This is a genomic window from Aeromonas sp. EU05-FHT14A05 (assembly GCF_058791175.1).
This window is the reverse complement of the sequence record NZ_JBYTDH010000012.1, coordinates 49383-72601: the sequence shown is the minus strand read 5'-3', so window position 1 is coordinate 72601 and position 23219 is coordinate 49383. Positions and strand designations below refer to the sequence as shown.

Genomic DNA, 23219 nt, shown 5'->3' with positions numbered 1-23219 from the left:
GGAGCGGGCAGCCTGGCCACCCGCCCCGCCATTACATAAACAGCAGATAGTTGAGCAGCAGCGCCGTCACCAGGGCACCGGCCATGGGGACGCAGGTGCGCTTGACCACCACGAAGGGGGAGACCTTGGCGATCCCCGCGCAGGCGATGAGCACAGCCGCTATGGGGGAGACGGTGCGGCCTATGCTGGAGGCGAGCTGCATCGGCAGCAGCATGGTCACCGCCGGCACGCCGAACTTGGCCGCCACCGCGGGGGCCAGGGTGGAGAAGCTCAGGAAGGCCGCGTTGCCTGAGCCCATGATGACGGCCGCCACCATGATGAGCCCCACCATCACCAGGGTCATCAGGCCGCTGCCGATCCCGGCATTGCTGGCAGAGTGCAGCAGGGTGTCGATGGCGCCGATGGCCTTGAGGGACTCGGCAAACAGCTCGGCACAGACGATGAGCGCCACCACGGGGCCAAACACCTTACCCATGCCGTCGAGGAAGCTCGACAGTCCGGCCATGGCGGTACGCACCGAGCGGGTGCGCAGCAGCTCGCACAGCATGCCGATGAAGACCGACAGCAGCATGGCCACCTCCACGCTGACGCTGATGGTGGTCACCAGGAGCTTGGAGAAGGTCATCATCAGCACGAAGGGGATGATGGGCAGCAGGGCATACCAGGTCGGCGCCGGCACCTCCTCCTTCCCCTGCTCGTCCAGCTCGGCCGGATCGCCCCGGTGCAGGGCGGGATCCCAGCCATCCTGGCGATCGCAGTGACGCTGCCAGAAGAAGTGCAGCACCATGGTCACCAGCAGCATGGGGGCCACCAGCCAGATCTGGTAGTCGACGAAGTAGCTGGCGGGATCCATTCCGGACTGACCGGCCGAGAAGATGGCGTTGGTCTGGGTCGGACCGATTTCAAACGCCTGGGAGGTGGCGATGACGCCGCAGGCCGACGCCGGGCTGATGCCGAGGTTGCGCATCACAGGGTACATGGTGACCATCAAGAGCAGGCCGAGGCCGGTGGCGGAGGTGACGAACAGCGACACGAACACCGCCACCAGGTAGCAGATGGCCAGCATCAGGTAGCTGGACCGGATGCCCGCCACCGGCTTGACCGCCACCCGCACCAGGGACTGGGAGGCGCCGATATGGGACATGTAGGTGGCAAAGCCCGCCACCGCCATGATGGTGAGGCCGAGCCCCGCCGCCCGGTAGGAGAAGATCCCCTTGAACACCTCGAACAGGTCGAACAGGGCGAACCCCGTGCTCTTGTCGGCAGGCAGTATGGGGTGCAACCCCAGCCAGTAGGCCACCGCGAAGATGGCCATGCCTGCCAGCGCCAGCACCGCCTGCGGGTTGTAATCCTTGACGATGCCGTAGACCACGGCCATCAGCACGAGCAAGACGAATAAGAGTTCCAAAGTGCGCTCCTGATAAGATTATCGAGGATCGAAATCTAGTGGCGAGCACCTCCTTTCCCCTTGATCCCTATCAATAAAAGTGGCTTGAATGACAAAAGGCAGCATTAAATTTTGATAAATCAAATAAAATTGGTACATCAATCCAGTCCCGACCCACTAGAATGCCCTGCATGAGATCCTGGCCAACAACCTCCACTTTTTTTGCGTTGGATCAACGCCCGTCAGGGGTGAACTGGCCAAGATGCCCGTCGATACAGAGCGACCATTTCGCACCGGAGAGAGTTATGACAAGCCAAGCCACCGCAGGTGTCTCTACCTGCGACTACAAGCTGTGGGACATCCTCGTCGAGTCTGCAAAGGAACGCACCACCATTCGTTATTCCAAGCTGGCCAGGCAGGCCGGGCTGGAACAGTGCCAGGATGAGCTGCGCACCCTGCTGCAACGCATCCGCATGTACTGCACCGAAAACAACCTGCCGATCCTCTCCGCCATCGTGGTGGACGACGTGGGCAAATACACCGGCCTCTCCTCCAGCCTGCCGGATGCGCCCTGGGAGCGGGCCCGGGTCTTCGACCACCAGTGGACCACCCTGCACTGATAGCCCCTTCCCCCAAGACGCGCCCCAGGCGCGTTTTGGCTATCTGGCCCCTCGCTTTTTCTCCCCCTCCCCGCTGGTAAAACCAGCCAGCCCGGCCATGAGCGTTGCCATGGCTGGGCCACAATGCCAGAATCGGGCCCTTGCATGATTTCACGTTCGGATTTCAGGGCCCCGGGCCCGCAGATATAGGATCTCCCATGGCCACCACCCTCTATGGCATCAAGAACTGCGACACCATCAAGAAGGCCCGCAAGTGGCTGGACGAGGCTGGCATCGACTATCGCTTTCACGATCACAGGGCCGACGGCCTCGAGCCTGCCCGGCTGGACGGCTGGCTGGCCCAGCTGGGCTGGGAAGCCCTGCTCAACACCCGAGGCACCACCTTCCGCGCCCTGCCGGAGGAGGTCAAGCAAGGGCTGGACGGCGCCAAAGCCCGTGCCCTGCTGCTGGAGCACCCCGCCATGATCAAGCGCCCGTTGCTGGATCGTGATGGCGAGCTGACCCTGGGGTTCAAGGCAGACCACTACCAATCCCTCTTCTCTCGTTAAACATTTCTGTTAAGGAACGCCGATGTCGGATGTCATCGCACTGGCCAAGGATCTGATCCGCCGCCCCTCAGTTACCCCGCTGGACGAAGGGTGCCAGACCCTGATGGCGGAGCGCCTCGCACGCCTCGGGTTCGTCATCGAGCCCATGGTGTTCGAAGACACCACCAACCTCTGGGCCCGCCGTGGCAGCGAGGGGCCGTTGTTCTGCTTCGCCGGCCACACCGACGTGGTGCCCGCCGGCCCGCTGGAGAAGTGGCACACCCCGCCGTTCGAGCCGACCATCAAGGACGGCATGCTCCATGGCCGCGGCGCCGCCGACATGAAGGGGTCCCTCGCCGCCATGGTGGTGGCCACCGAGCGCTTCGTGGCCAAGCATCCGGACCACAAGGGCTCAATCGCCTTCCTCATCACCTCGGATGAAGAGGGTCCCTTCATCAATGGCACGGTGCGCGTCATCGACACCCTGGAGGCGCGCAACGAGAAGATCCGCTGGTGCATCGTCGGCGAGCCCTCCTCCACCAACCTGGTGGGGGACGTGGTGAAGAACGGCCGCCGCGGCTCCATCACCGGCGATCTGCTGGTGCGCGGGGTACAGGGTCACGTGGCTTACCCTCATCTGGCGGACAACCCCATCCACAAGGCGGCGCCGGCCCTGGCGGAACTCGCCGCCACCGTCTGGGACGAGGGCAACGCCTACTTCCCCCCCACCAGCTTCCAGATAGCCAACATCCAGGCTGGCACCGGTGCCTCCAACGTCATCCCCGGCGAATTGCAGGTGCAGTTCAACTTCCGTTTCAGCACAGAGCTCACCGATCTCGACATCCGCGAGCGGGTCGAGGCGCTGCTGACCCGTCACGGTCTGGACTTCGAGCTGAAGTGGACCCTCTCCGGCCAGCCCTTCCTGACCGACACCGGCGCCCTGCTGGAGGCCACAGTCGCCGCCGTGGCGGCGGTCAACGGTCAGCAGCCTGCCCTGCTCACCACGGGGGGAACGTCCGATGGGCGCTTTATCGCCCCCACCGGGGCCGAGGTGATCGAGCTGGGCCCGGTCAACGCCACCATCCACAAGGTGAACGAGTGCGTGAAGGCGGAGGATCTGGATCTGCTGGCGGACATGTACCAAGGGGTGCTGGAGCACTTGCTGGCATGACCCAGGATCAACTGCTTGGGCTCGACGAGAGCCACCTCATCCTGGTGGGGCGCGGCCCCCACCGTCTGACCGCCGCCACCGCGGCGGCCTTCAACGACATGCAGGTGGCGGCCGCCCATGAGGGGTTCAACCTGCAGGCCGCTTCCAGCTGGCGCAGCTTCGAGCGCCAGCTCGCCATCTGGAATGGTAAGTGGCGCGGGGAGCTGCCCCTGCTGGATGCGAACAACCGGCCGCTGGATGCGCTGCAGCTGGGCGAGACCGAACGGCTGCACGCCATACTGCGTTGGAGCGCCCTGCCGGGCACCAGCCGCCACCACTGGGGCACGGATCTCGACATCTATGATCCCGACTGCCTGCCCGCAGGTACCAGGCTGACGCTGGAGCCCTGGGAGTACGAGGCGGGAGGCTGGTTTGCCGATCTCGGCGAGTGGCTCGGGGATCACATGAACGACTTCGGTTTCTTCCTGCCCTATGCCAAACAGCTGGACGCGGCTCAGGGGGTCGCCTACGAGCCCTGGCACATCAGCTTCGCCCTGGAGTCCGCTGAACAGCGGCTGGATCCGGATGCGCTGGCGCTTTGCCTGCAACAGGCGGATATTGAAGGCAAGGCGTGCATACTGTCCCATCTCGACGAGATCCTGGCCCGTTATGTCACTGCCGGTCACACCGAAAGGAGAATCTGATGAGTCTGTGGTTATGGATAGGCCTGCCGCTGCTGTTTCTGCTCGGCCTGTTTCTCAATGCCATCAAGGACATGAAACAGCTCGAAAAGCAGTTGCCGAAATACAGGGACAAGATCCGGGAAGTCAAGGACGACGAGGACGACTGACCTCCCCCGCAGGAGCCCGATGGCGCTCCTGCTCCCCCTTGCCGGGCTCGATGCCAGCCTGCTGACACCCCGGCCCCAGCCCCTGAAAATGGGCACCGATTGCCACTCCCGCCCCCCTCTTTCTCGCCCCTCTTTAGCCTCGCGTCTGCTGCTTAAAAACAGCACAACAACCGTAAAAAACTGCAAATCGATGCACAATTAAGCCACACAAAGGGGTGCAATCTGCATATAATGTGCCTGTTTTGCCGTCCGCTATAAGGAGTTCGCCATTGGATGCCACCACCATCAACAGTTTCTTTTTTATCGGTGCCTTGTTGGTGGGAGCCAGTGTCCTGTTAAGTGCGCTCTCGTCCCGGGTCGGCATCCCCATCCTGGTCATCTTCCTCGCCGTCGGCATGCTGGCCGGTGAGGATGGCCCCGGTGGCATCCACTTCGCCGACTACTCTGTCGCCTACCTGGTGGGCAACCTGGCGCTCGCCATCATATTGCTGGATGGCGGCATGCGCACTCGGGTCTCCTCCTTTCGGGTCGCACTCTGGCCCGCCCTGTCGCTTGCCACCGTCGGGGTGGCCATCACCACAGGCCTGACCGGGCTGGCCGCCGCCTGGCTGTTTGATCTGAACCTGATGCAGGGGATGCTGATCGGCGCCATCGTCGGCTCCACCGATGCGGCGGCTGTGTTCTCCCTGCTCGGCGGGCGCAGCCTCAACGAGCGGGTCAGCGCCACCCTGGAGATAGAGTCCGGCAGCAACGATCCCATGGCGGTCTTTCTCACCGTCACCCTGATAGAGGTGCTGGCCACCGCCCAGCAGGGGCTGGACGCCGGCTTCCTGCTGCTGCAACTCATCAAGCAGTTTGGCCTGGGCGCCGGCATAGGCCTAGCCGGGGGCTGGCTGCTGTGGCGGCTCATCAACACGGCCCGCCTGGCCCCCGGGCTCTATCCGCTGCTCACCGTCAGCGGCGGCCTGCTCATCTTCGCCCTCACCACGGCCGTGGGGGGCAGCGGCATCCTCGCCATCTACCTCACCGGCCTGTTGCTCGGCAACCTCTCCCTGCGCAGCCGCAGCACCACCTTGTCGGTGCTGGACGGCCTGACCTGGCTAAGCCAGATCGGCATGTTCCTGGTGCTGGGGCTGCTCGCCACCCCGAGCAATCTGCTGCCCATCGCCGTGCCGGCGCTGGCGCTGGCCATGTGGATGATACTGTTTGCCCGCCCGGTGTCGGTATGGATAGGCCTGCTGCCGTTCAAGAACTTCGCCCCCCGGGAGCGCTGGTTCATCTCCTGGGTCGGCCTGCGTGGCGCCGTGCCCATCATACTGGCGGTCTTCCCCATGATGGCTGGGTTGCCCAACGCCCAGCTCTACTTCAATGTCGCCTTCTTCGTGGTGCTGGTCTCCCTCATCCTGCAGGGCAGCTCGCTGCCGCTGGCCTCCAGGCTGGCGCGGGTGGAGGTGCCGGCGCCGCCGTCCCCCATCAACCGCTCCGGGCTCGAGATCGATCTCGACAGCCAGTGGGAGACCTTCGTCTATCGCCTGAGCGCCGAGAAGTGGTGCATCGGCTCCCCCCTGCGGGAGCTGCGCATGCCCCAGGGTACCCGCATCTGCGCCCTGTTCCGCGGCCAGGAGCTGTTGCACCCCTCGGGCAGTACCTGCCTGCAGTCGGACGACATCCTCTGCGTCATCGGCCACGAGCGCGATCTGCCCGCCCTCGGCCAGCTGTTCAGCCAGGCGCCTGAGCAGGATCTGGGCCCGCGCTTCTTCGGTGACTTCCTGCTGGAGGCGACCGCCAGGCTGGTGGATCTCGCCCCGCTCTACGGGCTGGATGTGAGCGAGGTGGCGGATCAGACGCTCGGCGATTTCATTGCCCATCAGTTGGGCGATAATCTGGTAGTGGGTGACCACGTCGCCTGGCAGGGCCTGCTCTGGACGGTGGCGGAGATGGAAGAGGGTGAGCCTCGCAAGATAGGGGTACGCTTCCTGGAAGAAGATCCGGTCTAGGACGCAAGCCGGACCCTGTTCAATACACATACTCGGCGCCCGTTCCCGCCAAGACGGTGAACCGGCGCCCGGCGAGAAGGGAGTGACCCATGCCTTATCAAACCCAGTTGTCTGGTCTCTATCCTCCCTCCCCCCGACTGGGGCTGATCGAGGGGTTCTTCGGCAAGGGCTGGAGCTGGGAGGCCCGCGCCCGCTACGCCCAGTGGCTGCCCCGCCATGGCTACGGCTTCTACCTCTATGCCCCCAAGGAAGACGGCTACCTGCGCAAGCACTGGGCCGAGCCCTGGCCGAGGGAGCAGCTCGACCACCTGCGCCAGCTGGCCCGGCAGTGCCGGGAGAACGGCCTCGCCTTCGGTGTGGGGTTGAGCCCCATGGGCGCCCATCACGACTACGCCCACAAGCGCCCGGCCCTGCTCGAGAAGGTGCGCCTCATCGAGGAGGCGCTCCAGCCCGACATATTGGCGGTGCTGTTTGACGACATGAAGGGGGATACCCCGGATCTCGCCCACTGGCAGCTCACCATAGCCCACGACATCGCGGCCCACACCCGCGCCAGCCGTCTCATCTTCTGCCCCAGCTACTACTCGACGGATCCCGTGCTGGAGAAGGTGTTCGGCGCCATGCCCCCCCACTATCTGACGGATCTGGGCCAGGGGCTGGACAAGCGCTTCGACATCTTCTGGACCGGCCCCAGGGTCTGCTCCACCGAGTACCCGGCGGCCCACCTCAGGCAGGCCGCCGACTGGCTGCACCGCAAGCCGTTCCTGTGGGACAACTACCCGGTCAATGACGGCAGCAAGGCGAGCAGCTTCCTGCACCTGCGCGCCTTCGAGCACCGCCCGGCGGAGCTCGCGGATCTCACCGCCGGTCACGCGGTCAATCCCATGAAGCAGGCGGCGCTCTCTGTGCTGCCGCTCGCCACCCTGCCCATGAGTTACCGGCTCGGCCGCCAGTACGATCCGGATCAGGCGCTGCACGCCTCCCTCAACGCCACCTGCGGGCCGCAGATCTCCGCCATGATAGAGGCCGACCTGCCGCTGTTTCAGGACATAGGGCTGGCCCAGCTGACACCTGAGCAGGTGACCCACCTCAAGGCCCGCTACCTGCCATTCCAGGATCAGGGCTGCGTCGCCGAGATCCTGCGCTGGCTGGACGGCGAATACGTGTTCGATCCCGACTGCCTCACCGACTGACCCCGGCCGTCAGCCACCCACGAAAAAGGCCACCTCCCGGCAGGGAGGTGGCCTTTTTCATTCCGATCCTCTCAGCCGAAGGCCAGCCAGACGCCGACAAACAGCATGAGCGAGCCGGCGATGCGGTTCATCAGGGTGACGTTGCCGCTCTTGGCGAGGAAGTGGCGCAGGGTGCGGCCACCGCTCGCATAGAGCAGCAGGCAGGAGAACTCGATGACCAGGATGAGCACCACCAGGGCGCTGATCTGGGGGGCCATCGGCTTGGCCGCATTGATGAAGGGGGGCAGCAGGGAGACCATGAAGGCCCACCCCTTGGGATTGGCGATGGCGGTAACGAAGCCCTGCAGCGCCAACCCGAGCGGCTTGGTCTCCTGGCCGGCGGAGAGATCCGCCGGAATCGCCATCTTGCCCTTGGCCTGCCACATCTGGATGCCGAGCCAGACCAGATAGGCGCCGCCCACGTACTTGAAGGCCGAGAACAGGGCCGGATAGTTGAGCATGACGGCCGCCACCCCGACCACAGAGAGCACCGAGACCAGGCCGACGCCGATGAGCTCCCCCCACATCATGTGCAGGGTGCGGCGCACCCCCAGACTCATGCCCAGGGTCATCGCCAGGGTCATGCACATGCCGGGGGTCACGGAGACAAAGAAAAACGTGGGAATAAAGAGCGCCAAGATGGCGGGATCAATCCAGTGAGACACACTACACCTCCAGGTAACAAGCAGTCGATCTTGCCTATCACACTCTTTTAACACAAGAAAAACCTTTTCCTTCAGCAAGAATTCAGCATTAAAAACCCTGTGACAAGAGTTGTCGCGCCTGTGTAAGATGCCGCCTCACTCCTCTTTTGGGTTAGGATCTTTCATGTCTTTGAATAATCTGTCCATTCGTCTGCAAGTTCTCATTCCACTACTGCTCGCCAGCCTGCTGATGCTGCTCATGGCCGTGATCAGCAAGCAGGAGATAGACGGTGCCATCAAGGACATGAACGATACCACCGCCAGCGTCACCCGCCACAAGGACGACATCGCCGCCCTGATCCACGCCACCTACCGGCTGCGCACCAACGCCATCTACGGCCTCTATGATCAGGCGCGCTTCGCCCAGTTGCCGAGCCAGCTCTCCGCCGCCGAGCAGGAGATAGCCACCATATTGTCGCGGCTGGTGATCCCGGGGGCCGAGCAAGACAACGGTCAGGTAGCCGCGGCCCTGCAGGCCTATCTCGGCCATACCCGCAGCAACATGCTGCCGCTGCTGGCCGCCAAGCACGCAGGCAGTGGCGAGCCCGCCGGCTATGAGCAGTCCCGGCTGCGCTTTCGCGAGCTGGGGGAGCAGCTCATCAAGCAGATTGACACCCTCTCTGCCCACATCAATCAGCTGATCCAGCAGGAGATAGCCCAGGAGCAGGCCCACTACCATGCCACCCTGCTGCAGACCCTGCTGCTGATGGGGGCCACCCTGGTCGCGGCGCTCTGCGGCGGCTGGTGGCTCTCAGGTCGCATCGTCCAGCCCATAGGCCAGTTGCAGGAGGTGATGCACGCCGTCGCCCTCGGTCGCTTCAACGTGCGCGCCAAGGCCGAAGGCAACAACGAGCTGGGCCAGCTGGCCAAGGACATCAACCAGACCCTGAGCCAGCTTGGCAGCACTATCCATGCCCTGACCGGCATCAGCGGCAACGTGGCCTCCGCCGCCACCGAGCTGGCTGCCGTCATGACCCAGTCCGAGGCCAACGCCCAGCAACAGCGCAGCGAGACCGAGCAGGTGGCCTCCGCCGTCACCGAGCTGGCCAGCACAGCGGACAACGTCAACCACAACGCCGCCCTGGCCGATGAGCTGGCACGGGACGCCAACCGCCGGGTCGAGCAGGGGCTGGCGCTGTTTGCCGAGAGCATCCAGGCCAACGGTCGCATGACCGGCAGCCTGGAGAACGCCGCCACCGTGGTCGCGCGGCTCAAGTCCCAGTCCGAGCAGATCGGCAAGGTGATCGAGGTGATCCAGAGCATCTCGGAGCAGACCAACCTGCTGGCGCTCAACGCCGCCATCGAGGCCGCCCGCGCCGGTGAAACCGGTCGAGGCTTTGCGGTGGTGGCCGACGAGGTGCGCCTGCTGGCGGCGCGGACCCAGGATTCCACCAAGGAGATCCAGGTCATCATAGAGCAGTTGCAGAGCCAGTCCCTCTCCGCCAACAGCGGCGTGCAGGAGACCCTGGAGATCCTCGGCCACAACCAGCGTCTCTCCGCCGAGGTGCAGGCGCTGCTGGGGGGCATCACGGAGGCGGTCAACCAGATCAATGGCGCCAATGCCCAGGTGGCCACCGCCGCCGAGGAGCAATCCTGTGTCACCGCCGACATCAGCCGCAACATCACCAACATCCACGAGATAGTGAACCAGAACGTGGCCGGCATCAGCCAGAGCGCCGCCGCCAGTCACGAACTGTCACAGCTCGCCGAGCAGCAGCGCAGGCAGCTCGCCCAGTTCCAGCTGTAATACTCTCCTCTCGTTGACAGACTCCGGGCTCCGCCCCGGGGTCTGCCCCCTCGTGTTTAAAACGGCTTTTTGCCCACAAGGCGCCATTGGGGGCTGGGCTGCATCCGCAAATATGGGTATGGTAGAGGCACGTCATTCCCCCTCACCCAGAGAACACCATGAGCCTGAAGTTCAAGAAACCCGCTTTTATCACGCTGGGCCTCGTCGCCCTGCTCTCCGCGCTCTGGCTCGATTTCTATCTGCCGGAACACACCATAGCCACCATCACGGGGGTCGAGGTGAAGCGCACCGACAAGGATGGTCCCATCAGCCAGAAGAACCCGGCCGACGGCCCCATCACCGACGTCTATTACATCTACACCGAGCGTCCCGGCGAGAAGATCCGGGTGTTCCGCAATGAAGATACCGGCTGGGGCTGGCCCTTCTACTTCAAGTTCAATGCCGCCGACGTCCAGGCCAAGGCCAAGTCCATGGAGTTCGAGAAGCGCCTGGCCATCATCACCTCCTACGGCTGGCGGGTGAACATGTTCTCCCTCTTCCCCAACGTCACCAAGATAGAGAGCACCCAGCCCGATGCCTCCACCTGGAGCTTCTTCCGCTGGTTCTGGTTCGGCGTCTGGGCATTGGTGATGGGCAAGGCCGCCATCGCCACCTGGCGCTACTTCGACCGTCTCGAGGACGAGATATGAGGAGCACACCGGCATCAGGCGGAGACGGGCAATGAGCGAACCGAGCAAGACCCGCACCAGCTTCTATCGCCGCCTCTACGTGGCTCACCTCATCAGCCAGGGCACGGATACGGTGCCCGCCATCATGGCCGCCACCGGCATGCCCAGGCGCACCGCCCAGGATACCCTGAGCGCCCTGGCCGAACTCGATATCAGCTGCGCCTTCGAGCAGACCGAGGGGGCTCGCCACCTGCAGGGTCACTACCGCATCAGCGACTGGGGGCCCATCAATCCTGACTGGATCAAGGCCCAATTGACTGTCATCAAGGGGACGTTGGGGTATCCCTGATCCTGAGATTGAGCGCTGATATGTACCGACTAATGAGGATCCTCCCGGCCAATCCCAGGACGTACCGATGAAGGCTATACGCATCATTTTGCAGCTTGTGATTCTTGCCGCAGGAGGTATTACGATTGCGGCTCTCATTGTTGTGCCTGACCCAGACGTCACGGCCATTGTCGTTTTACTTGGCTGTGTGGCACTTCTCCTTGCTCTGACGCTGGCACTAAAAGAGCATACGGAAACGCGTTTGAGCCCTGATCATAAGCTCAGCCTCAAACCAATTGGCATGGTTTTGTTCCTGTCTGGAATATTTGCCATTTTCTACGGTGCGAGCATTCTCAGCGGACATCAACCTCTACCGAATGGCAGTGATACATGTCGTGCTATGTGCGGGATCATGTTGTTGGCATCCGAAGCATTTGGCCAAGCAGTTGCCAAACTGTTTGCCTTCGGCCTGTGGTCAGTCGTGGGACTATTTCTTTGCTTTATTGGTTACATGGTCAAGGGGGGGAAATAACCTCACTGGGCGCAATGATGCGAACATTACTACCTCATTATCGTTTCAACAAAGAAGGGCCAGCCGTCAAGGCTGGCCCTTCTTGTATCTTGTCAGCCCGGCAATGGCCCGGCCGACAGAGTCTTCATTCGGGGAAGGACTCTTCCGGCAGCGGCTCTGCCGACTCTCCCCGGGTGCAGTCGATGATGGAGCGCTTGGGGTTGCCCGGATCGCGCAGCAGCAGGGGGGCCTCCCCCCTGTCGTGCTTCTGCTCGTCGGCAAACTCGCTGCCGTAGGCGTTGTGGGTCAGCCTGCGCGCATTGGCGATGGGGGTATCCACAAACAGGGCGTGCACCTCGAAGGTCGAAGCCGGGATCAGAAAGCCCGTGATGGGCAGGCCATGAAGCTCCTGGTGGGTCTTGTACCAGGCGAAGCCGTCTGACGTCTTGTCGGGGGTGAAGGTCTTGAGCAGCGGGTGGGACGGCTCACCGCTCTCGCTGTCGAGATGGAGATCGTCCAGATCGCAGGTCGCCAGTCCCTGCCACATCCTCTCGAAGGGGGTGGCACAGGCCGTCAATTGCATACATGTCAGCAGTGCCAACGTCCCTTTCCACATGCCCAACCCCTTATCCGATGTCGAAGAACTTAGTCAAATGCCCTTAGGCGCCCCACCAGCAGATCGATGAAGCCGACCCTGTCCAGCCCCAGCAGCACCCGCGCATTGGCCGGTTTGCCGGTGAGCCCGTAGCGATCCACCACCGTCATCCCCACAGTATGCCTGCCCTGGGTCTCTATGCCGACCCAGCAATCCTGCCCATGGAACAGCGACGGCGCCAGCAACCAGGCGATGGTACAGGGGTCATGGAGCGGCGCGCCAGCAAATCCCCACTTGGGATCCCGATGGTAGATCATGAAGAAGTCGAGCAGGTCCGCCACGCACTGGGCCACCGGGCTGGGGATGGCACGCACCCGCGCTATATCCTCGTCCATCACCTGGGCCTGGTGGGTCACATCCAGCCCGCACAGGGTGATGGGAATGCCGGCGCTGAACACCATATCGGCCGCTTCCGGGTCCACATAAATATTGAATTCCGCCGCCGGGGTCCAGTTGCCCGCCCCCGCCGCGCCGCCCATCAAGACGATGCGGCCAATCCTGGATTTCAACTCGGGGTGGGCCGCCAGCAGCAGGGCGATATTGGTGAGGGGACCAGTCGGCACCAGGGTGACCGGCTCCGGGCTCTCGCGCAGGCACTTGGCCATCAGCTCGAGGGCTGTCATGGCCTGGGGCGCAAAGGCGGGATCCGGCAGTGTGGGGCCGTCGAGGCCCGACTCCCCGTGCACGTTGTCGGCGATGATAAGCTCGCGCATCAGCGGCTTGGGCGCCCCCGCCGCCACCGGAATGTCGTGGCGACCGAGCAGGGTGAGGATGCGCAGGGCGTTGTTGAGGGTCTTGTCCGGGGTCTGGTTGCCCGCGCTGGTGGTCACCGCCAGCACCTTGAGTTCTGGGCTCGCCAGCGCCAGGATAAGGGCGATGGCATCATCGTGGCCGGGATCGCAATCGAGAATAACGGGCAACGCCATGGAGAGGCTCCTTACGACATGACAGGGAGCCATACCTTAGCAAGCCAGCGCCGAATGAACTCGGGAAGGGGTCACAAAACGGCATCGTCCTGCATTATCAATCACTTGCCACCAGGCCCCCCAGGCAGGACCAGGCCAGCTCACGCCGATTCGCCCCGCGCCACCGCTTGGAGTATGATCGCCCCCCGTTTCCAGCCCGTGCGCCCCATGTCTGTTATCGTCGATACCTTTATCGCCCCCCCATGCAATGCCCAAATAGAGGTCCTGTTCGAGGATGAACACCTGCTGCTCATCAACAAGCCGAGCGGCCTGCTGAGCCTCTCGGGCAAGAACCCGCAGAACCTCGACTCGGTGCATTATCGGCTGGTGCAGGATTACCCCGGCTGCACCCTGGTGCACCGCCTCGACTTTGGCACCTCGGGTCTCATGGTGGTGGCCAGAGACAAGGGCATCAACGGGATGCTGTGCCAGCAGTTCAGCCAGCGCACCGTGAGCAAGGCCTATGACGCCCTGCTGTGCGGCCATCTGGCGGACGATGAGGGGGTGATCGAGGCCCCCATCGCCAAGGATCCGGCGATCTTCCCGCTGATGAAGATCTGCGCCAGCGGCAAGCCCGCCCGCTCCCGCTATCGGGTGGTGGAGCGACTGGTGCGCGAGGGCGCGAGGGGCGAGCCCTTGCCATTGACCCGGGTCAGCCTAGTGCCGGAGACAGGCCGCACCCATCAGCTGCGCATCCACAGCCAGTGGCTGGGTCATCCCATACTCGGCTGCGATCTCTACGGCGGTCTGGTGCTGCCGGGTTGCGAGCAGGCGCCACGGCTGATGCTGCATGCCAGCGCGCTGGATTTCGTGCATCCGGTGAGCGGCGAGCCGATGGCCGTCAAGTGTGCCGCCCCCTTCTAGGGACGTTGGCCGACATCAAACGGATTGGGAGGAAAAACAGAGAGGCAAAGGGGAACAGGGCAAACGGCGGATAAAGATAGGGGCCGCGCTTTCGCAACGGCCCCCACCCCCCACTCGTGGTGGTGCTATCAGATCAGCTTGCGGGCGGCGCCCAGCACGATCTTGATGGCATCAGATTCGGTTCTCGCCATGGTTTCGGCGTTCGGGATTTCCTGCTGGGTACGGTTCACGATGACACCGGCTACCATGCCGGCGCGCAGGCCCTGGCTGGAGCACATGGTCAGCAGGGTGGCAGACTCCATCTCGTAGTTCAGCACGCCCATGGCTTGCCACTCTTTCATGGAACCCTGGAAACGGCTCACTACGCGGCCGGATACGGTGTCGTAGCGCTCCTGACCCGGGTAGAAGGTGTCGGAAGAGGCAGTCACACCCACGTGCAGGGTGGAGCCCAGCTCCTTGGCGGTGTTGACCAGCGCAGTGGTGCACTCGAAGTCGGCCACGGCCGGGAACTCCATGGGTGCAAAGTGCAGGCTGGCACCGTCGAGGCGCACCGAGCCTGTGGTGACGATCACGTCGCCCACGTTCAGGTGCGGCTGGATGGCGCCTGTGGTGCCGATGCGCAGGAAGGTGCGGATACCCAGCTGGGCCAGCTCTTCCACCGCGATGGAGGTGGACGGGCCGCCGATGCCGGTGGAGCAGATGATCACGGCCTTGCCGTCCATCTCGCCGCGCCAGGTAGTGAACTCACGATGGCTGGCCAGGTGCACAGGGTTGTCCAACAGCTCTGCGATGCGCTTCACGCGCTCGGGGTCACCGGGAACGATCGCCAGGGTGGCGCCTTGCAGATCCGCTTTCTTCAAACCCAAGTGAAATACATCAGACATAGTGGACTCCTGGTTGCATCCCGCCGCCTCGCAGCCGAGCGCAGTTAAGGTGATTCTTTATGGTATTTTCGAGCCTGTTTCCCTCCATCGGGGAAGGCGCCAACTATGGTCGAAAGCGCTTTCCAATTCCTTGACGCGCTTCACACTTCCGCGCATCCGAGGCGCTAAAAAACAGGCAAAACGTTTGCTAACTTGATGAATTTCTTGAAAAACGTTTTTACACCGAACAAGAGGCAAGCGCCCTTGTCAATCCCCGTCTGGCCCCGGTTTTTCGGTCCGTGAACGAGTCCATAAAGTTGCCAATCAGATACCATTGACCCCTTTTCATCCCCTCTGACGCTGTTATGTTGACGCCCGTATACCACTTAATGGCTAATCAAACGGAGTTCACCATGGCGACATTCAAGTTCTACATTCCCGCGGTCAACCTGATGGGGGCGGGCTGCCTGCAAGAAGCGGCGGCCGACATCCAGGGTCATGGCTTTCGCAAGGCGCTGATCGTCACCGACAAGATCCTCAACCAGATAGGGGTGGTCACCAGGCTCACCAGCCTGCTGGCAGAACATGGCATTGAAAGTGCAGTTTTCGACGACACCAGGCCGAACCCCACCATGAGCAACGTGGAATCGGGTCTGGCCATGATCAAGGCCCATGGCTGCGACTGCGTCATCTCGCTGGGGGGCGGCTCCCCCCATGACTGCGCCAAGGGCATCGCCCTGGTGGCCACCAACGGGGGCAGCATCCAGGATTACGAAGGGGTGGACTGCTCCGCCAGGCCACAGCTGCCGCTCATCGCCATCAACACCACGGCCGGTACCGCCTCCGAGATGACCCGCTTCTGCATCATCACCGACGAGACCCGTCAGGTGAAGATGGCCATCATCGACAAGCACGTCACCCCGCTGATGTCGGTCAACGATCCCGAGCTGATGCTGGCCAAACCCGCCGGTCTCACCGCCGCCACCGGCATGGATGCCCTGACCCACGCCATCGAGGCCTATGTCTCCACCGCCGCCACCCCGGTCACCGATGCCAGCGCCGTGATGGCCATCGAGCTGATTGCCAAGCACCTGCGTACCGCCGTCAACCAGGGGGACAACCTGCAGGCCCGCGAGCAGATGGCCTACGCCCAGTTCCTGGCCGGCATGGCGTTCAACAACGCCAGCCTCGGCTATGTACACGCCATGGCCCACCAGCTCGGCGGTTTCTATGATCTGCCCCACGGGGTCTGCAACGCCGTGCTGCTGCCCCATGTGCAGGCCTACAACGCCCGGGTGAGCGCCGCTCGCCTCAAGGAGGTGGCCCGCCACATGGGGGTGGACGTGAGCGCCATGGGCGACGCGCAGGGTGCCGAGGCGGCGATTGCCGCCATCAAGCAGCTGGCGCTGGATGTGAAGATCCCGGCCGGGCTGGAGCAGCTCGGGGTCAGGGCCGATGACTTCGACATCCTGGCCAGCAACGCCCTGAAAGATGCCTGCGGCTTCACCAACCCCAGACAGGCAAGCCATGAGGAGATAGTCGCCATCTTCCGCGCCGCCATGTGAGACGCGCCGTTGTGTGTCAGGGCCGCCACGCGGCCCTTTTTATTGGCAGGAGGATCAATGGCTTTTTACTTCCGCACGGGGAGTGGGTATGATTTGCCGAGCTAAAAAAGACTGTATGGATGATCTGAACCCGATATGCGGATGAAACACCTGATTGCCGCGGCCCTGACCGCCCTCACCCTGTCCGGTTGCAGCCTGGTCTATCGCATCGATATTCCTCAGGGCAACTATGTGGAACAAAAGCAGGTCGACAAGCTGCGCCAGGGCATGACCCGCGAGCAGGTCGAGTTCGTGCTGGGTTCTCCCATGCTGCGCGACGGCTTTGACCCCAACACCTGGTACTATCTCTATGAGTTCCAGCCAGGTCGTGGTGACAAGGAGCGCAAGGAGCTGACCCTGAACTTCGTGGGTGACAGACTCGCCACCGCCACGGGTGACTTCCCCCTCCCCGCCGCCTTCACCACCCCGCTCTGACAGCATCATAAAACCGGCCAAGGCCGGTTTTCTCTTGTCTGGCCTCCGATCGGGTTTCGCAGGGGCGCTCCCTGAACCATGATCAAGGACGTCAACGCCCCTCATCATCCCCTCAAGGAGATCACATGAGCCAGATCCTGATCGCCGGGGCAACCGGCCTGATCGGCCAGGCCCTCATCCGCCAGCTCGGCCCCGAGCACCAGCTGACCCTGCTCTGCCGCCAGCCGGGCGAGGCCGCCCCCAACCGGCACTGGCTGCCGGTGAACTTCGAACACCTCGACGAGGTGGCGCTGCCCGGCCCCGTCGACATGGCCTTCTGCTGCCTCGGCACCACCCGCAAGGACGCCGGCTCCGATGCGGCCTTTCGCCGGGTCGATCACGACTATGTGCTGGCCTTTGCCGCCCTCGCCCGCCGCCACGGCTGCCGGCGCCTGCTGGTCGTCTCCAGCCTGGGGGCCAACCCGCGCGCTCCCGCCCTCTATCCCCGCACCAAGGGCGAGATGGAGCAGGCCTTGCTGGCCCAGGCGTGGCAGCGACTCGTCATACTGCGCCCCGCCATGCTGCTCGGCCATCGCGAGCCTCCACGCCGCTCCGAGCAGCTAGTTCAGGCCATCTATCCCTGCATAAAGCCCCTGCTGCAGGGGCCCCTCAGGCGCTGGCAGGCCATAGAGGCGAGCCAGGTGGCCCATGCCATGACGGTGCTCGCCAACCAGGCTCAGGGGGTAGGGGTAGAGATAGTGCAGAACGAGCGGCTGCTCACCCTGTAAGGCCCAGGCCAGTGCAGCCCCTGTGGTAAAACATCCAATAGAAAAGAGGCGCCATGGCGCCTCTTTTCATTGCTCGGTCTTCCCCGCATCAAGCTGATTCGCCGTCGTCCCGCTTGCGGTGCACGTCGGGGCGCCCGCCGGTGACCACGTCGGCCCGCCCCTCTTCCTTGGCCTTCTCGGCCCGCTTCTTGCGCATCTCCTTGGGATCGGCGATGAGGGGGCGGTAGATCTCGATGCGATCCCCGTCCTGCACCGGCTCGCTCCCCTTGACCGGACGGCTGTAGATGCCGAACTTGTTGACCGAGAGATCGATCTCCGGGTGCTTCTGCACTATGCCGGACTGCTCGATGGCAGCCAGCACGCTGGTGCCCGGGGCCACCCGGATGCACAGCACGGTTTGTCGCTCGGGCAGGGCATAGGCGACTTCGATATTGAGCAGATCAGACACCGTAGACCACCTTGGCGCGGTTGGAGAAGGCGAGCACCATGGAACTCACCAGGTCACGGAAGATCTGGCCAAAGGCCAGCTCGATCAGCTTGGAGGTAAATTCAAAGTCGAGATCGAACTCCACTTTGCAGGCATCCACGTCCAGCGGCGTGAAGGTCCACCAGCCCGCCAGCGTCTTGAAGGGACCTTCCACCAGCTCCATCTTGATTCGTCGATTGGTATCGAGCTGGTTGCGGGTGGTAAAAGTCTTGGCGATGCCCGCCTTGGCCACATCCACCGAGGCCATCATGTAGTCCTCACCCGTCTCGTGAACGCGGCTGCCGACACAACCGGGCAGAAACTCGGGATAAGCGTGAACATCGTTGACCAGACGGAACATCTGTTCCGCGCTGAACATCACCAGGGCACTGCGAGTAATACGGGGCATGGGCTTTCCTCATCCAATCGGGCCGATTTTATCACCTTGTCAGCCAAAATCACCGCCGAAACTGCTCACCTGGCCGCCACGCGCGCAATTGCCGCCCCTGATGACCAGCTTTACACCACCTTGCCAGCCAAAAACATCACCGAACTGCTCACAAAGCCGCCACTCGAGTGGTTGCACGTTTTACAGCCGCCGCCACCCACGTATAATGCGCCTTCCTAAACATTGCCGAAGGCCCCCGTCATGAGCAAAAAGAACAGTAAAAACAAAGCCGGGTCCAGCACCATTGCACTCAACAGAACCGCCCGTCACGAGTACTTCATCGAAGAGCGCGTGGAAGCCGGTCTGTCCCTGCAAGGGTGGGAAGTCAAATCCCTGCGGGCGGGCAAGGCCAACATCAGCGAAGCCTATGTCATCTTCCTGCAGGGCGAAGCCTTCCTGTTCGGCTCCAGCTTCCTGCCGCTGAACGCCGCCTCCAGCCACGTGGTGTGTGACCCAACCCGCACCCGCAAGCTGCTGCTGAGCCGCCGTGAGCTCGACAAGCTCGAGAGCCTGGTTGCCCGCCAGGGCTACACCATAGTGCCGCTGGCGCTCTACTGGAAAGAGTGCTGGGTCAAGGTCGAGATCGGCCTGGTGAAGGGCAAGAAAGAACACGACAAGCGGGAAGACACCAAGGCCCGGGAATGGGACCGGGAGAAGGCCCGCATCATGAAGAACAAGAACCGCGGTTGATTGTGCGCCGCCAGCGCCCGTGCGGCGACCAATAAACCAGCAATCGACCGGCCCGTGCCGGTCGATTGCCATCAACGCCTTGCCATAGCAGGATTTTTGCGTACAATCGCTTTTGACAACTTGGGGCTGATTCTGGATTCGACAAGATTCACGAAACCCAAGGTGCATGCCGAGGTGCGGTAGGCCTCGTTAACAAACCGCAAAAAAATAGTCGCAAACGACGAAAACTACGCACTCGCAGCTTAATAACCTGCGCTGAGCCCTTCTCCCCTAGCTTGCCTGTGTCCTAGGGAATTGGAAGGTCATCCTTCACAGGATCGTGTGGAAGTCCTGCTCGGGGCGGAAGCATTAAAACCAATCGAGCTAGTCAATGCGTGGCGTGTCTCTCCGCAGCGTGTTGGCGAATGTAAAGAGTGACTAAGCATGTAGTACCGAGGATGTAGTAATTTTGGACGGGGGTTCAAATCCCCCCAGCTCCACCAAACGTTTGGAAAAGGCCACTTCGCAGGAAGTGGCCTTTTTTATGGCTTGCGTTCATGTCTGAGCTGGCACTGGCAACCTGGTCGGGGGCTGTGGAGGGCTGATGCCGCCCTCTGCCGTGGCAGAGGGCGTCCTCGCGAGGGAGACTAGTCGCCGGATGTCAGGACCAGTCTGCGCCAGGGGCCCGTGATGTCACAGTGCCCCGTTTCATCGGTATTTTCCCAACCCAGCCGGTGATAGAACGCCAGCGCCGTGGTGTTGCGGGTGGCCACCTTGAGGGATGCCGGGGGCTTGTGTCCGGCCAGCCCGGCGGCCAGCAAGGCCCGCCCCATTCCCTGCCCATGCCAGTCGGCCACCACATAGAGGTGATGCACGAAACTGTCTTGACCCCAGATGGAGACAAATCCGCAGGGGGTACCGCCCTTCTCCGCCACCCAGATCTGCTCACCCCGGGTCTGCTCGGCAAAATCCTCCAGCCTAAACAGAGAGGGCTCGACCCAATGAAAGGCCTGCCGCCTCCCCTTGAGGAACAGTTGCGCCAGCATGGGTTCATCTGCATCTCGCATCATTCTGATCATGAAGACATCCTTGATTTGCCTGCTCACTGCCTCCCACTCTCGATGGATCCCGCCGCGCTGTCAAATCGGCAATATGGACCCCCTTGAATACGTGATGCTGTGACGCAGGGCTGCCTATTTTATCGCCTTAGGGGCTATACTGCCTGGGTCCCGTCCATGACTGGTTTGAGGTTCACTGATTTATGGATAACAAGCAAATAGAAGGCAGTATTCTGGTACCCGCCCATATCGACGATGTCTGGCGGGCCTGGACCACGGAGAGCGGTCTGCGCAGCTTCCTGGCGCCGGAGTGTCTGATGGTGCCGGAACCCAACGGTCCTTTCGAAATCTATTTCAGGCCAGAAGCCCCGCTCGGGGAGCGCGGCAGTGAAGGGTGCCGGGTGATGGCGGTCATGCCCCATGACTTGCTCAGCTTCAGCTGGAATTTCCCGCCCCAGTTTCCCCATATCCGTCAGCAGAAGACCCAGGTCAGCCTGCGCTTCGTGCCCGAGGGTCAGGGCACCCGGCTCTATTTCCTGCAAACCGGCTGGGCCAATGACCCGGATTGGGACCTGGGCTATGCCTACTTCAGGGAGGAGTGGCTGGAGCTCAGTCTGCCAAGGTTGCAGTATCGCTTCACCCACGGCCCCATCGACTGGAACAACCCGCCGGGCAAACAGCAGTTGAAATCCCTGGCCCAGTGAGGGGGGATTGAAATGAAAAAGGACCCTGTACGGGTCCTTTTTCTATGGCATTCAGGCGGTTATTCCACCGGCTCTTCGTCGAACAGGGGGTGGTAGAGCACCTCCCCCCGCAGGCCGGCCAGTCCCCCGGGCTGCAGCTCCATCGCCATGAAGCAGTCGGCGGGCACCTCGTAGATGCAGTGCAGGCCGAAGTCGCTGGCGGGCCTGAAGCCGAAGCGGCCATAGTAAGCCGGATCACCGAGCACCACCACCGCCTTCCAGTCCATCTCCAGCGCCGTATCCAGCCCTTCCCGCACCAGATCCGAGCCTATGCCCTGCCCCTGCCAGTCCGGATGGACGGCCACCGGCGCCAGCCCGAGCCAGGGACCTTCCTGGCCATCAATGGTGATCGGGCTCAGCATCAGGTGCCCCATGAACTCGTACTCTTCCTCCTCGACCATGGTGACCACGGCGGCCCCACACTCGCGCAGGCGATTGACCAGTTCGGCCTCGTCGGGACGACCAAAGGCGGCACTCACCAGCTCGTAGACTGGCAGCATGTCGCCGGGACGCTCGGTTCTCAACATACAGGGTTACTCCTCGTACAGCAGGGCGGCCATTATTTCACAGAAGTGGCCCCGGACTTGAGTGCCTTTATCCGAAAATGGGAGGGCTGACTCAGGAAAACGAATGGCCATTCGTGCACAAAGCGTCGCCATGCACCTTCTTCCCACCGGCTTCGCCAGCATCAAGCACCAGGCTCCCCCAGCAATCGCAGCAGATACCCGAGGCCAAGCTCGCCCCTGTCCTTGAGCAGGACGCCGCCACCATGGGCCTGCACTCCGGGAGCCTCAGGCGCCAGCCAGTCGAGCGGATAGCACCTGACCGTCAGCCCTGCGGGGAGGCGCCGCTCGCCGCTCGCCTCGGTTCCTTCCATGAAGAGCGCCACCTCCTGCCCCCCGATCTCGTCCTCATGGAGGATGGCCACCGCCACCCGATCGTCTTCGAGCCAGGGGGCCAGCGCCCCCTTGAGGCCGTCCGGCAGGTGCGGCGGGCGATCCAGCCGCCAATGATCCAGTTCAGCGGGTTGGCGTGCCGACCCGGGCCGCCGACCGCAATGGCGCATGCCGAGCTTGGCCATCACCCGGCCGGAGGCCAGGTTGCCCGACATGTGGCGGGCGGTCAGGGCGGGCAGGCGCAGCTGCTCGAAGGCAAAGGCCCTGACCAGCCGTCCCGCCCGGGTGGCCAGCCCGCGGTTTTGCCAAGGGACACCCACCCACCAGGCCAGCTCGCCGTGCCAGTGCAGGGAGATGACCCCGAGCAGAGGGGCCGGCTCATCACCTGGGGGCAATGTCAGGGCCCAGGTCCGCCCCAGCCCGAGGGCGGCCTTGCGCCCGCTCATGGCGAGCCAGTCGCGGGCCGCCTCCGGTGGATAGGGGTGGGGGATGTTGAGGGTGTAGCGGGCAAGCGCCGCATCCGAGCAGTAGCGCAGTATGGCCGGCTCGTCGGTGGCTTGCAGCGGCCGCAGCACCAGGGCCGGGGAGGCTGCACCCCCGGGTTCACGCAGCAGGGGCGTGGTCAGGCGCCGGGCCAGCAGGCGTTGCAGTGCGGCGGCCAGATCCCCATCGGCGCCAAGGCGCATGTCCGCCCCATTGGGCCCCAGGGTGAGCAGGCCGCTCTCCTTGGCCAGGGTCAGGAGGACGCTGGAGGCCGAGATCAGGATCTGGCGGCTCGGGTCCGCCGTCATGAGGGGCGACTCATCCTCCCCCAGCCAGACGGCGAGCAAGCCGCTGGCCGAGAGGATGCCGTCGGGCGGGCAGCTGGCCCAGGGCGCAGGGGTCACTGCCCCTTGCTCGCCGCCCCTGCCGCGCAGCAACTGCCAACGGTTGCCCTGCCCCTGCCACCCCTGCAGCGCCCCCTGCCAGCGAGGCTGCCAGAGCGCCTCTTCTATCAACAGTTCCATGCTTCCCCCTGCGACCGTCGAACGGCGCAGCATAACCGGCTGCTAATGGTTTGTTAAC

General features: G+C 63.2%; 27 protein-coding genes and 1 other RNA gene. 18 read left to right on the top strand and 10 right to left on the bottom strand.

Translation table 11 applies throughout. The features are described from left to right. Positions 1 to 31: 31 nt before the first annotated feature. A complete protein-coding gene (dcuC, locus tag AC3WR3_RS16485) occupies positions 32 to 1408 on the bottom strand; it encodes a C4-dicarboxylate transporter DcuC (protein WP_492292362.1) in 1377 nt (458 codons plus the stop codon). Between the two features lie 284 nt (positions 1409 to 1692). Here dcuC and AC3WR3_RS16480 point away from each other — a divergent pair, with 284 nt between their 5' ends. The 7 genes from AC3WR3_RS16480 to AC3WR3_RS16450 all read left to right on the top strand — a co-directional run bounded on the left by AC3WR3_RS16480 (position 1693) and on the right by AC3WR3_RS16450 (position 7724). Next, on the top strand, positions 1693 to 2007 hold the full coding sequence (locus AC3WR3_RS16480) for a hypothetical protein (protein ID WP_162519153.1): 315 nt from the start codon (positions 1693 to 1695) through the stop codon (positions 2005 to 2007). A gap of 197 nt (positions 2008 to 2204) precedes the next feature. Further along, positions 2205 to 2555 carry an ArsC family reductase gene (locus AC3WR3_RS16475; protein ID WP_319912827.1) on the top strand — a complete coding sequence of 117 codons (351 nt, stop codon included), beginning with the start codon at positions 2205 to 2207 and terminating at the stop codon, positions 2553 to 2555. Between the two features lie 22 nt (positions 2556 to 2577). Continuing rightward, positions 2578 to 3705, top strand: coding sequence for a succinyl-diaminopimelate desuccinylase (gene dapE / locus AC3WR3_RS16470; protein WP_492292360.1), 1128 nt, complete (start codon positions 2578 to 2580; stop codon positions 3703 to 3705). Then, complete coding sequence (locus tag AC3WR3_RS16465; RefSeq protein WP_492292359.1) at positions 3702 to 4388, top strand: M15 family metallopeptidase; 687 nt, start codon at positions 3702 to 3704, stop codon at positions 4386 to 4388. Before dapE ends, AC3WR3_RS16465 begins: the two co-directional genes overlap by 4 nt. Beyond that, complete coding sequence (locus tag AC3WR3_RS16460) at positions 4388 to 4534, top strand: hypothetical protein (RefSeq protein WP_005325762.1); 147 nt, start codon at positions 4388 to 4390, stop codon at positions 4532 to 4534. The genes AC3WR3_RS16465 and AC3WR3_RS16460 overlap by 1 nt, the downstream gene beginning before the upstream one ends. 269 nt (positions 4535 to 4803) lie before the next feature. Beyond that, the gene (locus tag AC3WR3_RS16455; RefSeq protein ID WP_139435189.1) at positions 4804 to 6531 is read left to right on the top strand and encodes a potassium/proton antiporter; all 1728 of its coding nucleotides are present in this window, start codon (positions 4804 to 4806) and stop codon (positions 6529 to 6531) included. Positions 6532 to 6620: 89 nt separating this feature from the next. After that, the gene (locus tag AC3WR3_RS16450) at positions 6621 to 7724 is read left to right on the top strand and encodes a beta-N-acetylglucosaminidase domain-containing protein (RefSeq protein ID WP_319917699.1); all 1104 of its coding nucleotides are present in this window, start codon (positions 6621 to 6623) and stop codon (positions 7722 to 7724) included. A gap of 71 nt (positions 7725 to 7795) precedes the next feature. Here the strand turns inward: AC3WR3_RS16450 and AC3WR3_RS16445 are convergent, their stop codons facing one another. After that, positions 7796 to 8428, bottom strand: a complete 633-nt coding sequence (locus AC3WR3_RS16445; protein ID WP_139435193.1) for a LysE family translocator — start codon at positions 8426 to 8428, stop codon at positions 7796 to 7798. A gap of 163 nt (positions 8429 to 8591) precedes the next feature. Between AC3WR3_RS16445 and AC3WR3_RS16440 the strand changes: the two genes are divergently transcribed. From AC3WR3_RS16440 to AC3WR3_RS16425, 4 genes are all read left to right on the top strand, one after another. After that, positions 8592 to 10214 (top strand): methyl-accepting chemotaxis protein, encoded by a 1623-nt coding sequence (locus AC3WR3_RS16440; protein ID WP_492292358.1) that lies wholly within the window; start codon positions 8592 to 8594, stop codon positions 10212 to 10214. Positions 10215 to 10372: 158 nt separating this feature from the next. Then, positions 10373 to 10903, top strand: a complete 531-nt coding sequence (locus AC3WR3_RS16435) for a DUF1523 family protein (RefSeq protein ID WP_139435198.1) — start codon at positions 10373 to 10375, stop codon at positions 10901 to 10903. Between the two features lie 31 nt (positions 10904 to 10934). Further along, positions 10935 to 11231, top strand: coding sequence for a winged helix-turn-helix domain-containing protein (locus AC3WR3_RS16430; protein WP_139435200.1), 297 nt, complete (start codon positions 10935 to 10937; stop codon positions 11229 to 11231). Positions 11232 to 11298: 67 nt separating this feature from the next. Continuing rightward, complete coding sequence (locus AC3WR3_RS16425) at positions 11299 to 11742, top strand: hypothetical protein (RefSeq protein ID WP_492292355.1); 444 nt, start codon at positions 11299 to 11301, stop codon at positions 11740 to 11742. A 124-nt stretch (positions 11743 to 11866) separates the two neighbouring features. On the opposite strand, the gene AC3WR3_RS16420 is transcribed toward AC3WR3_RS16425, so the two are convergent. Both AC3WR3_RS16420 and rihA read right to left on the bottom strand, forming a co-directional pair. Next, positions 11867 to 12337 (bottom strand): hypothetical protein, encoded by a 471-nt coding sequence (locus AC3WR3_RS16420; RefSeq protein WP_202046377.1) that lies wholly within the window; start codon positions 12335 to 12337, stop codon positions 11867 to 11869. Positions 12338 to 12366: 29 nt separating this feature from the next. Continuing rightward, positions 12367 to 13302, bottom strand: a complete 936-nt coding sequence (gene rihA / locus AC3WR3_RS16415) for a pyrimidine-specific ribonucleoside hydrolase RihA (protein ID WP_492292353.1) — start codon at positions 13300 to 13302, stop codon at positions 12367 to 12369. A 174-nt stretch (positions 13303 to 13476) separates the two neighbouring features. Between rihA and AC3WR3_RS16410 the strand changes: the two genes are divergently transcribed. Then, complete coding sequence (locus tag AC3WR3_RS16410; RefSeq protein ID WP_492292351.1) at positions 13477 to 14205, top strand: RluA family pseudouridine synthase; 729 nt, start codon at positions 13477 to 13479, stop codon at positions 14203 to 14205. A gap of 128 nt (positions 14206 to 14333) precedes the next feature. On the opposite strand, the gene udp is transcribed toward AC3WR3_RS16410, so the two are convergent. Beyond that, the gene (udp, locus tag AC3WR3_RS16405) at positions 14334 to 15089 is read right to left on the bottom strand and encodes a uridine phosphorylase (RefSeq protein WP_265436746.1); all 756 of its coding nucleotides are present in this window, start codon (positions 15087 to 15089) and stop codon (positions 14334 to 14336) included. A 392-nt stretch (positions 15090 to 15481) separates the two neighbouring features. Here udp and yiaY point away from each other — a divergent pair, with 392 nt between their 5' ends. From yiaY to AC3WR3_RS16390, 3 genes are all read left to right on the top strand, one after another. Continuing rightward, positions 15482 to 16633 (top strand): L-threonine dehydrogenase, encoded by a 1152-nt coding sequence (yiaY, locus tag AC3WR3_RS16400; RefSeq protein ID WP_492292349.1) that lies wholly within the window; start codon positions 15482 to 15484, stop codon positions 16631 to 16633. 135 nt (positions 16634 to 16768) lie between these two features. Continuing rightward, positions 16769 to 17107 carry an outer membrane protein assembly factor BamE gene (locus AC3WR3_RS16395; protein ID WP_005325779.1) on the top strand — a complete coding sequence of 113 codons (339 nt, stop codon included), beginning with the start codon at positions 16769 to 16771 and terminating at the stop codon, positions 17105 to 17107. A gap of 125 nt (positions 17108 to 17232) precedes the next feature. Next, entirely contained in the window at positions 17233 to 17874 is a 642-nt protein-coding gene (locus AC3WR3_RS16390) for an NAD(P)H-binding protein (RefSeq protein ID WP_492292347.1), read from the top strand. 88 nt (positions 17875 to 17962) lie between these two features. Here AC3WR3_RS16390 and AC3WR3_RS16385 read toward each other — a convergent pair whose 3' ends face one another. Then, the gene (locus AC3WR3_RS16385) at positions 17963 to 18322 is read right to left on the bottom strand and encodes an RnfH family protein (protein ID WP_139435214.1); all 360 of its coding nucleotides are present in this window, start codon (positions 18320 to 18322) and stop codon (positions 17963 to 17965) included. After that, positions 18315 to 18749 carry an SRPBCC family protein gene (locus AC3WR3_RS16380; RefSeq protein ID WP_139435216.1) on the bottom strand — a complete coding sequence of 145 codons (435 nt, stop codon included), beginning with the start codon at positions 18747 to 18749 and terminating at the stop codon, positions 18315 to 18317. The genes AC3WR3_RS16385 and AC3WR3_RS16380 overlap by 8 nt, the downstream gene beginning before the upstream one ends. A 240-nt stretch (positions 18750 to 18989) precedes the next feature. On the opposite strand from AC3WR3_RS16380, the gene smpB reads away from it, so the two are divergent. Both smpB and ssrA read left to right on the top strand, forming a co-directional pair. Continuing rightward, positions 18990 to 19478: an SsrA-binding protein SmpB gene (smpB, locus tag AC3WR3_RS16375; RefSeq protein ID WP_041206169.1), complete on the top strand. Its 489-nt coding sequence runs from the start codon at positions 18990 to 18992 to the stop codon at positions 19476 to 19478. A 122-nt stretch (positions 19479 to 19600) separates the two neighbouring features. Continuing rightward, positions 19601 to 19960: a transfer-messenger RNA gene (gene ssrA / locus AC3WR3_RS16370) on the top strand. Positions 19961 to 20104: 144 nt separating this feature from the next. On the opposite strand, the gene AC3WR3_RS16365 is transcribed toward ssrA, so the two are convergent. Continuing rightward, positions 20105 to 20536 (bottom strand): GNAT family N-acetyltransferase, encoded by a 432-nt coding sequence (locus AC3WR3_RS16365; RefSeq protein ID WP_171269249.1) that lies wholly within the window; start codon positions 20534 to 20536, stop codon positions 20105 to 20107. Between the two features lie 182 nt (positions 20537 to 20718). On the opposite strand from AC3WR3_RS16365, the gene AC3WR3_RS16360 reads away from it, so the two are divergent. Beyond that, positions 20719 to 21219: an SRPBCC family protein gene (locus tag AC3WR3_RS16360; RefSeq protein WP_202046392.1), complete on the top strand. Its 501-nt coding sequence runs from the start codon at positions 20719 to 20721 to the stop codon at positions 21217 to 21219. Positions 21220 to 21278: 59 nt separating this feature from the next. On the opposite strand, the gene AC3WR3_RS16355 is transcribed toward AC3WR3_RS16360, so the two are convergent. Together AC3WR3_RS16355 and AC3WR3_RS16350 are read right to left on the bottom strand one after the other, a co-directional pair. Further along, positions 21279 to 21785, bottom strand: a complete 507-nt coding sequence (locus AC3WR3_RS16355) for a GNAT family N-acetyltransferase (RefSeq protein ID WP_139435242.1) — start codon at positions 21783 to 21785, stop codon at positions 21279 to 21281. A gap of 161 nt (positions 21786 to 21946) precedes the next feature. Next, positions 21947 to 23161 (bottom strand): GNAT family N-acetyltransferase, encoded by a 1215-nt coding sequence (locus AC3WR3_RS16350; RefSeq protein WP_492292342.1) that lies wholly within the window; start codon positions 23159 to 23161, stop codon positions 21947 to 21949. Positions 23162 to 23219 lie beyond the last annotated feature (58 nt).

Coding starts and splice junctions, on each gene's coding strand:
- AC3WR3_RS16480 (WP_162519153.1), top strand. CDS start 1,693: ATGACAAGCCAAGCCACCGCAGGTGTCTCTACCTGCGACTACAAGCTG.
- AC3WR3_RS16475 (WP_319912827.1), top strand. CDS start 2,205: ATGGCCACCACCCTCTATGGCATCAAGAACTGCGACACCATCAAGAAG.
- dapE (WP_492292360.1), top strand. CDS start 2,578: ATGTCGGATGTCATCGCACTGGCCAAGGATCTGATCCGCCGCCCCTCA.
- AC3WR3_RS16465 (WP_492292359.1), top strand. CDS start 3,702: ATGACCCAGGATCAACTGCTTGGGCTCGACGAGAGCCACCTCATCCTG.
- AC3WR3_RS16460 (WP_005325762.1), top strand. CDS start 4,388: ATGAGTCTGTGGTTATGGATAGGCCTGCCGCTGCTGTTTCTGCTCGGC.
- AC3WR3_RS16450 (WP_319917699.1), top strand. CDS start 6,621: ATGCCTTATCAAACCCAGTTGTCTGGTCTCTATCCTCCCTCCCCCCGA.
- AC3WR3_RS16440 (WP_492292358.1), top strand. CDS start 8,592: ATGTCTTTGAATAATCTGTCCATTCGTCTGCAAGTTCTCATTCCACTA.
- AC3WR3_RS16435 (WP_139435198.1), top strand. CDS start 10,373: ATGAGCCTGAAGTTCAAGAAACCCGCTTTTATCACGCTGGGCCTCGTC.
- AC3WR3_RS16430 (WP_139435200.1), top strand. CDS start 10,935: ATGAGCGAACCGAGCAAGACCCGCACCAGCTTCTATCGCCGCCTCTAC.
- AC3WR3_RS16425 (WP_492292355.1), top strand. CDS start 11,299: ATGAAGGCTATACGCATCATTTTGCAGCTTGTGATTCTTGCCGCAGGA.
- AC3WR3_RS16420 (WP_202046377.1), bottom strand. CDS start 12,337: ATGTGGAAAGGGACGTTGGCACTGCTGACATGTATGCAATTGACGGCC.
- rihA (WP_492292353.1), bottom strand. CDS start 13,302: ATGGCGTTGCCCGTTATTCTCGATTGCGATCCCGGCCACGATGATGCC.
- AC3WR3_RS16410 (WP_492292351.1), top strand. CDS start 13,477: ATGATCGCCCCCCGTTTCCAGCCCGTGCGCCCCATGTCTGTTATCGTC.
- udp (WP_265436746.1), bottom strand. CDS start 15,089: ATGTCTGATGTATTTCACTTGGGTTTGAAGAAAGCGGATCTGCAAGGC.
- yiaY (WP_492292349.1), top strand. CDS start 15,482: ATGGCGACATTCAAGTTCTACATTCCCGCGGTCAACCTGATGGGGGCG.
- AC3WR3_RS16395 (WP_005325779.1), top strand. CDS start 16,769: ATGCGGATGAAACACCTGATTGCCGCGGCCCTGACCGCCCTCACCCTG.
- AC3WR3_RS16390 (WP_492292347.1), top strand. CDS start 17,233: ATGAGCCAGATCCTGATCGCCGGGGCAACCGGCCTGATCGGCCAGGCC.
- AC3WR3_RS16380 (WP_139435216.1), bottom strand. CDS start 18,749: ATGCCCCGTATTACTCGCAGTGCCCTGGTGATGTTCAGCGCGGAACAG.
- smpB (WP_041206169.1), top strand. CDS start 18,990: ATGAGCAAAAAGAACAGTAAAAACAAAGCCGGGTCCAGCACCATTGCA.
- AC3WR3_RS16365 (WP_171269249.1), bottom strand. CDS start 20,536: ATGATCAGAATGATGCGAGATGCAGATGAACCCATGCTGGCGCAACTG.
- AC3WR3_RS16360 (WP_202046392.1), top strand. CDS start 20,719: ATGGATAACAAGCAAATAGAAGGCAGTATTCTGGTACCCGCCCATATC.
- AC3WR3_RS16355 (WP_139435242.1), bottom strand. CDS start 21,785: ATGTTGAGAACCGAGCGTCCCGGCGACATGCTGCCAGTCTACGAGCTG.
- AC3WR3_RS16350 (WP_492292342.1), bottom strand. CDS start 23,161: ATGGAACTGTTGATAGAAGAGGCGCTCTGGCAGCCTCGCTGGCAGGGG.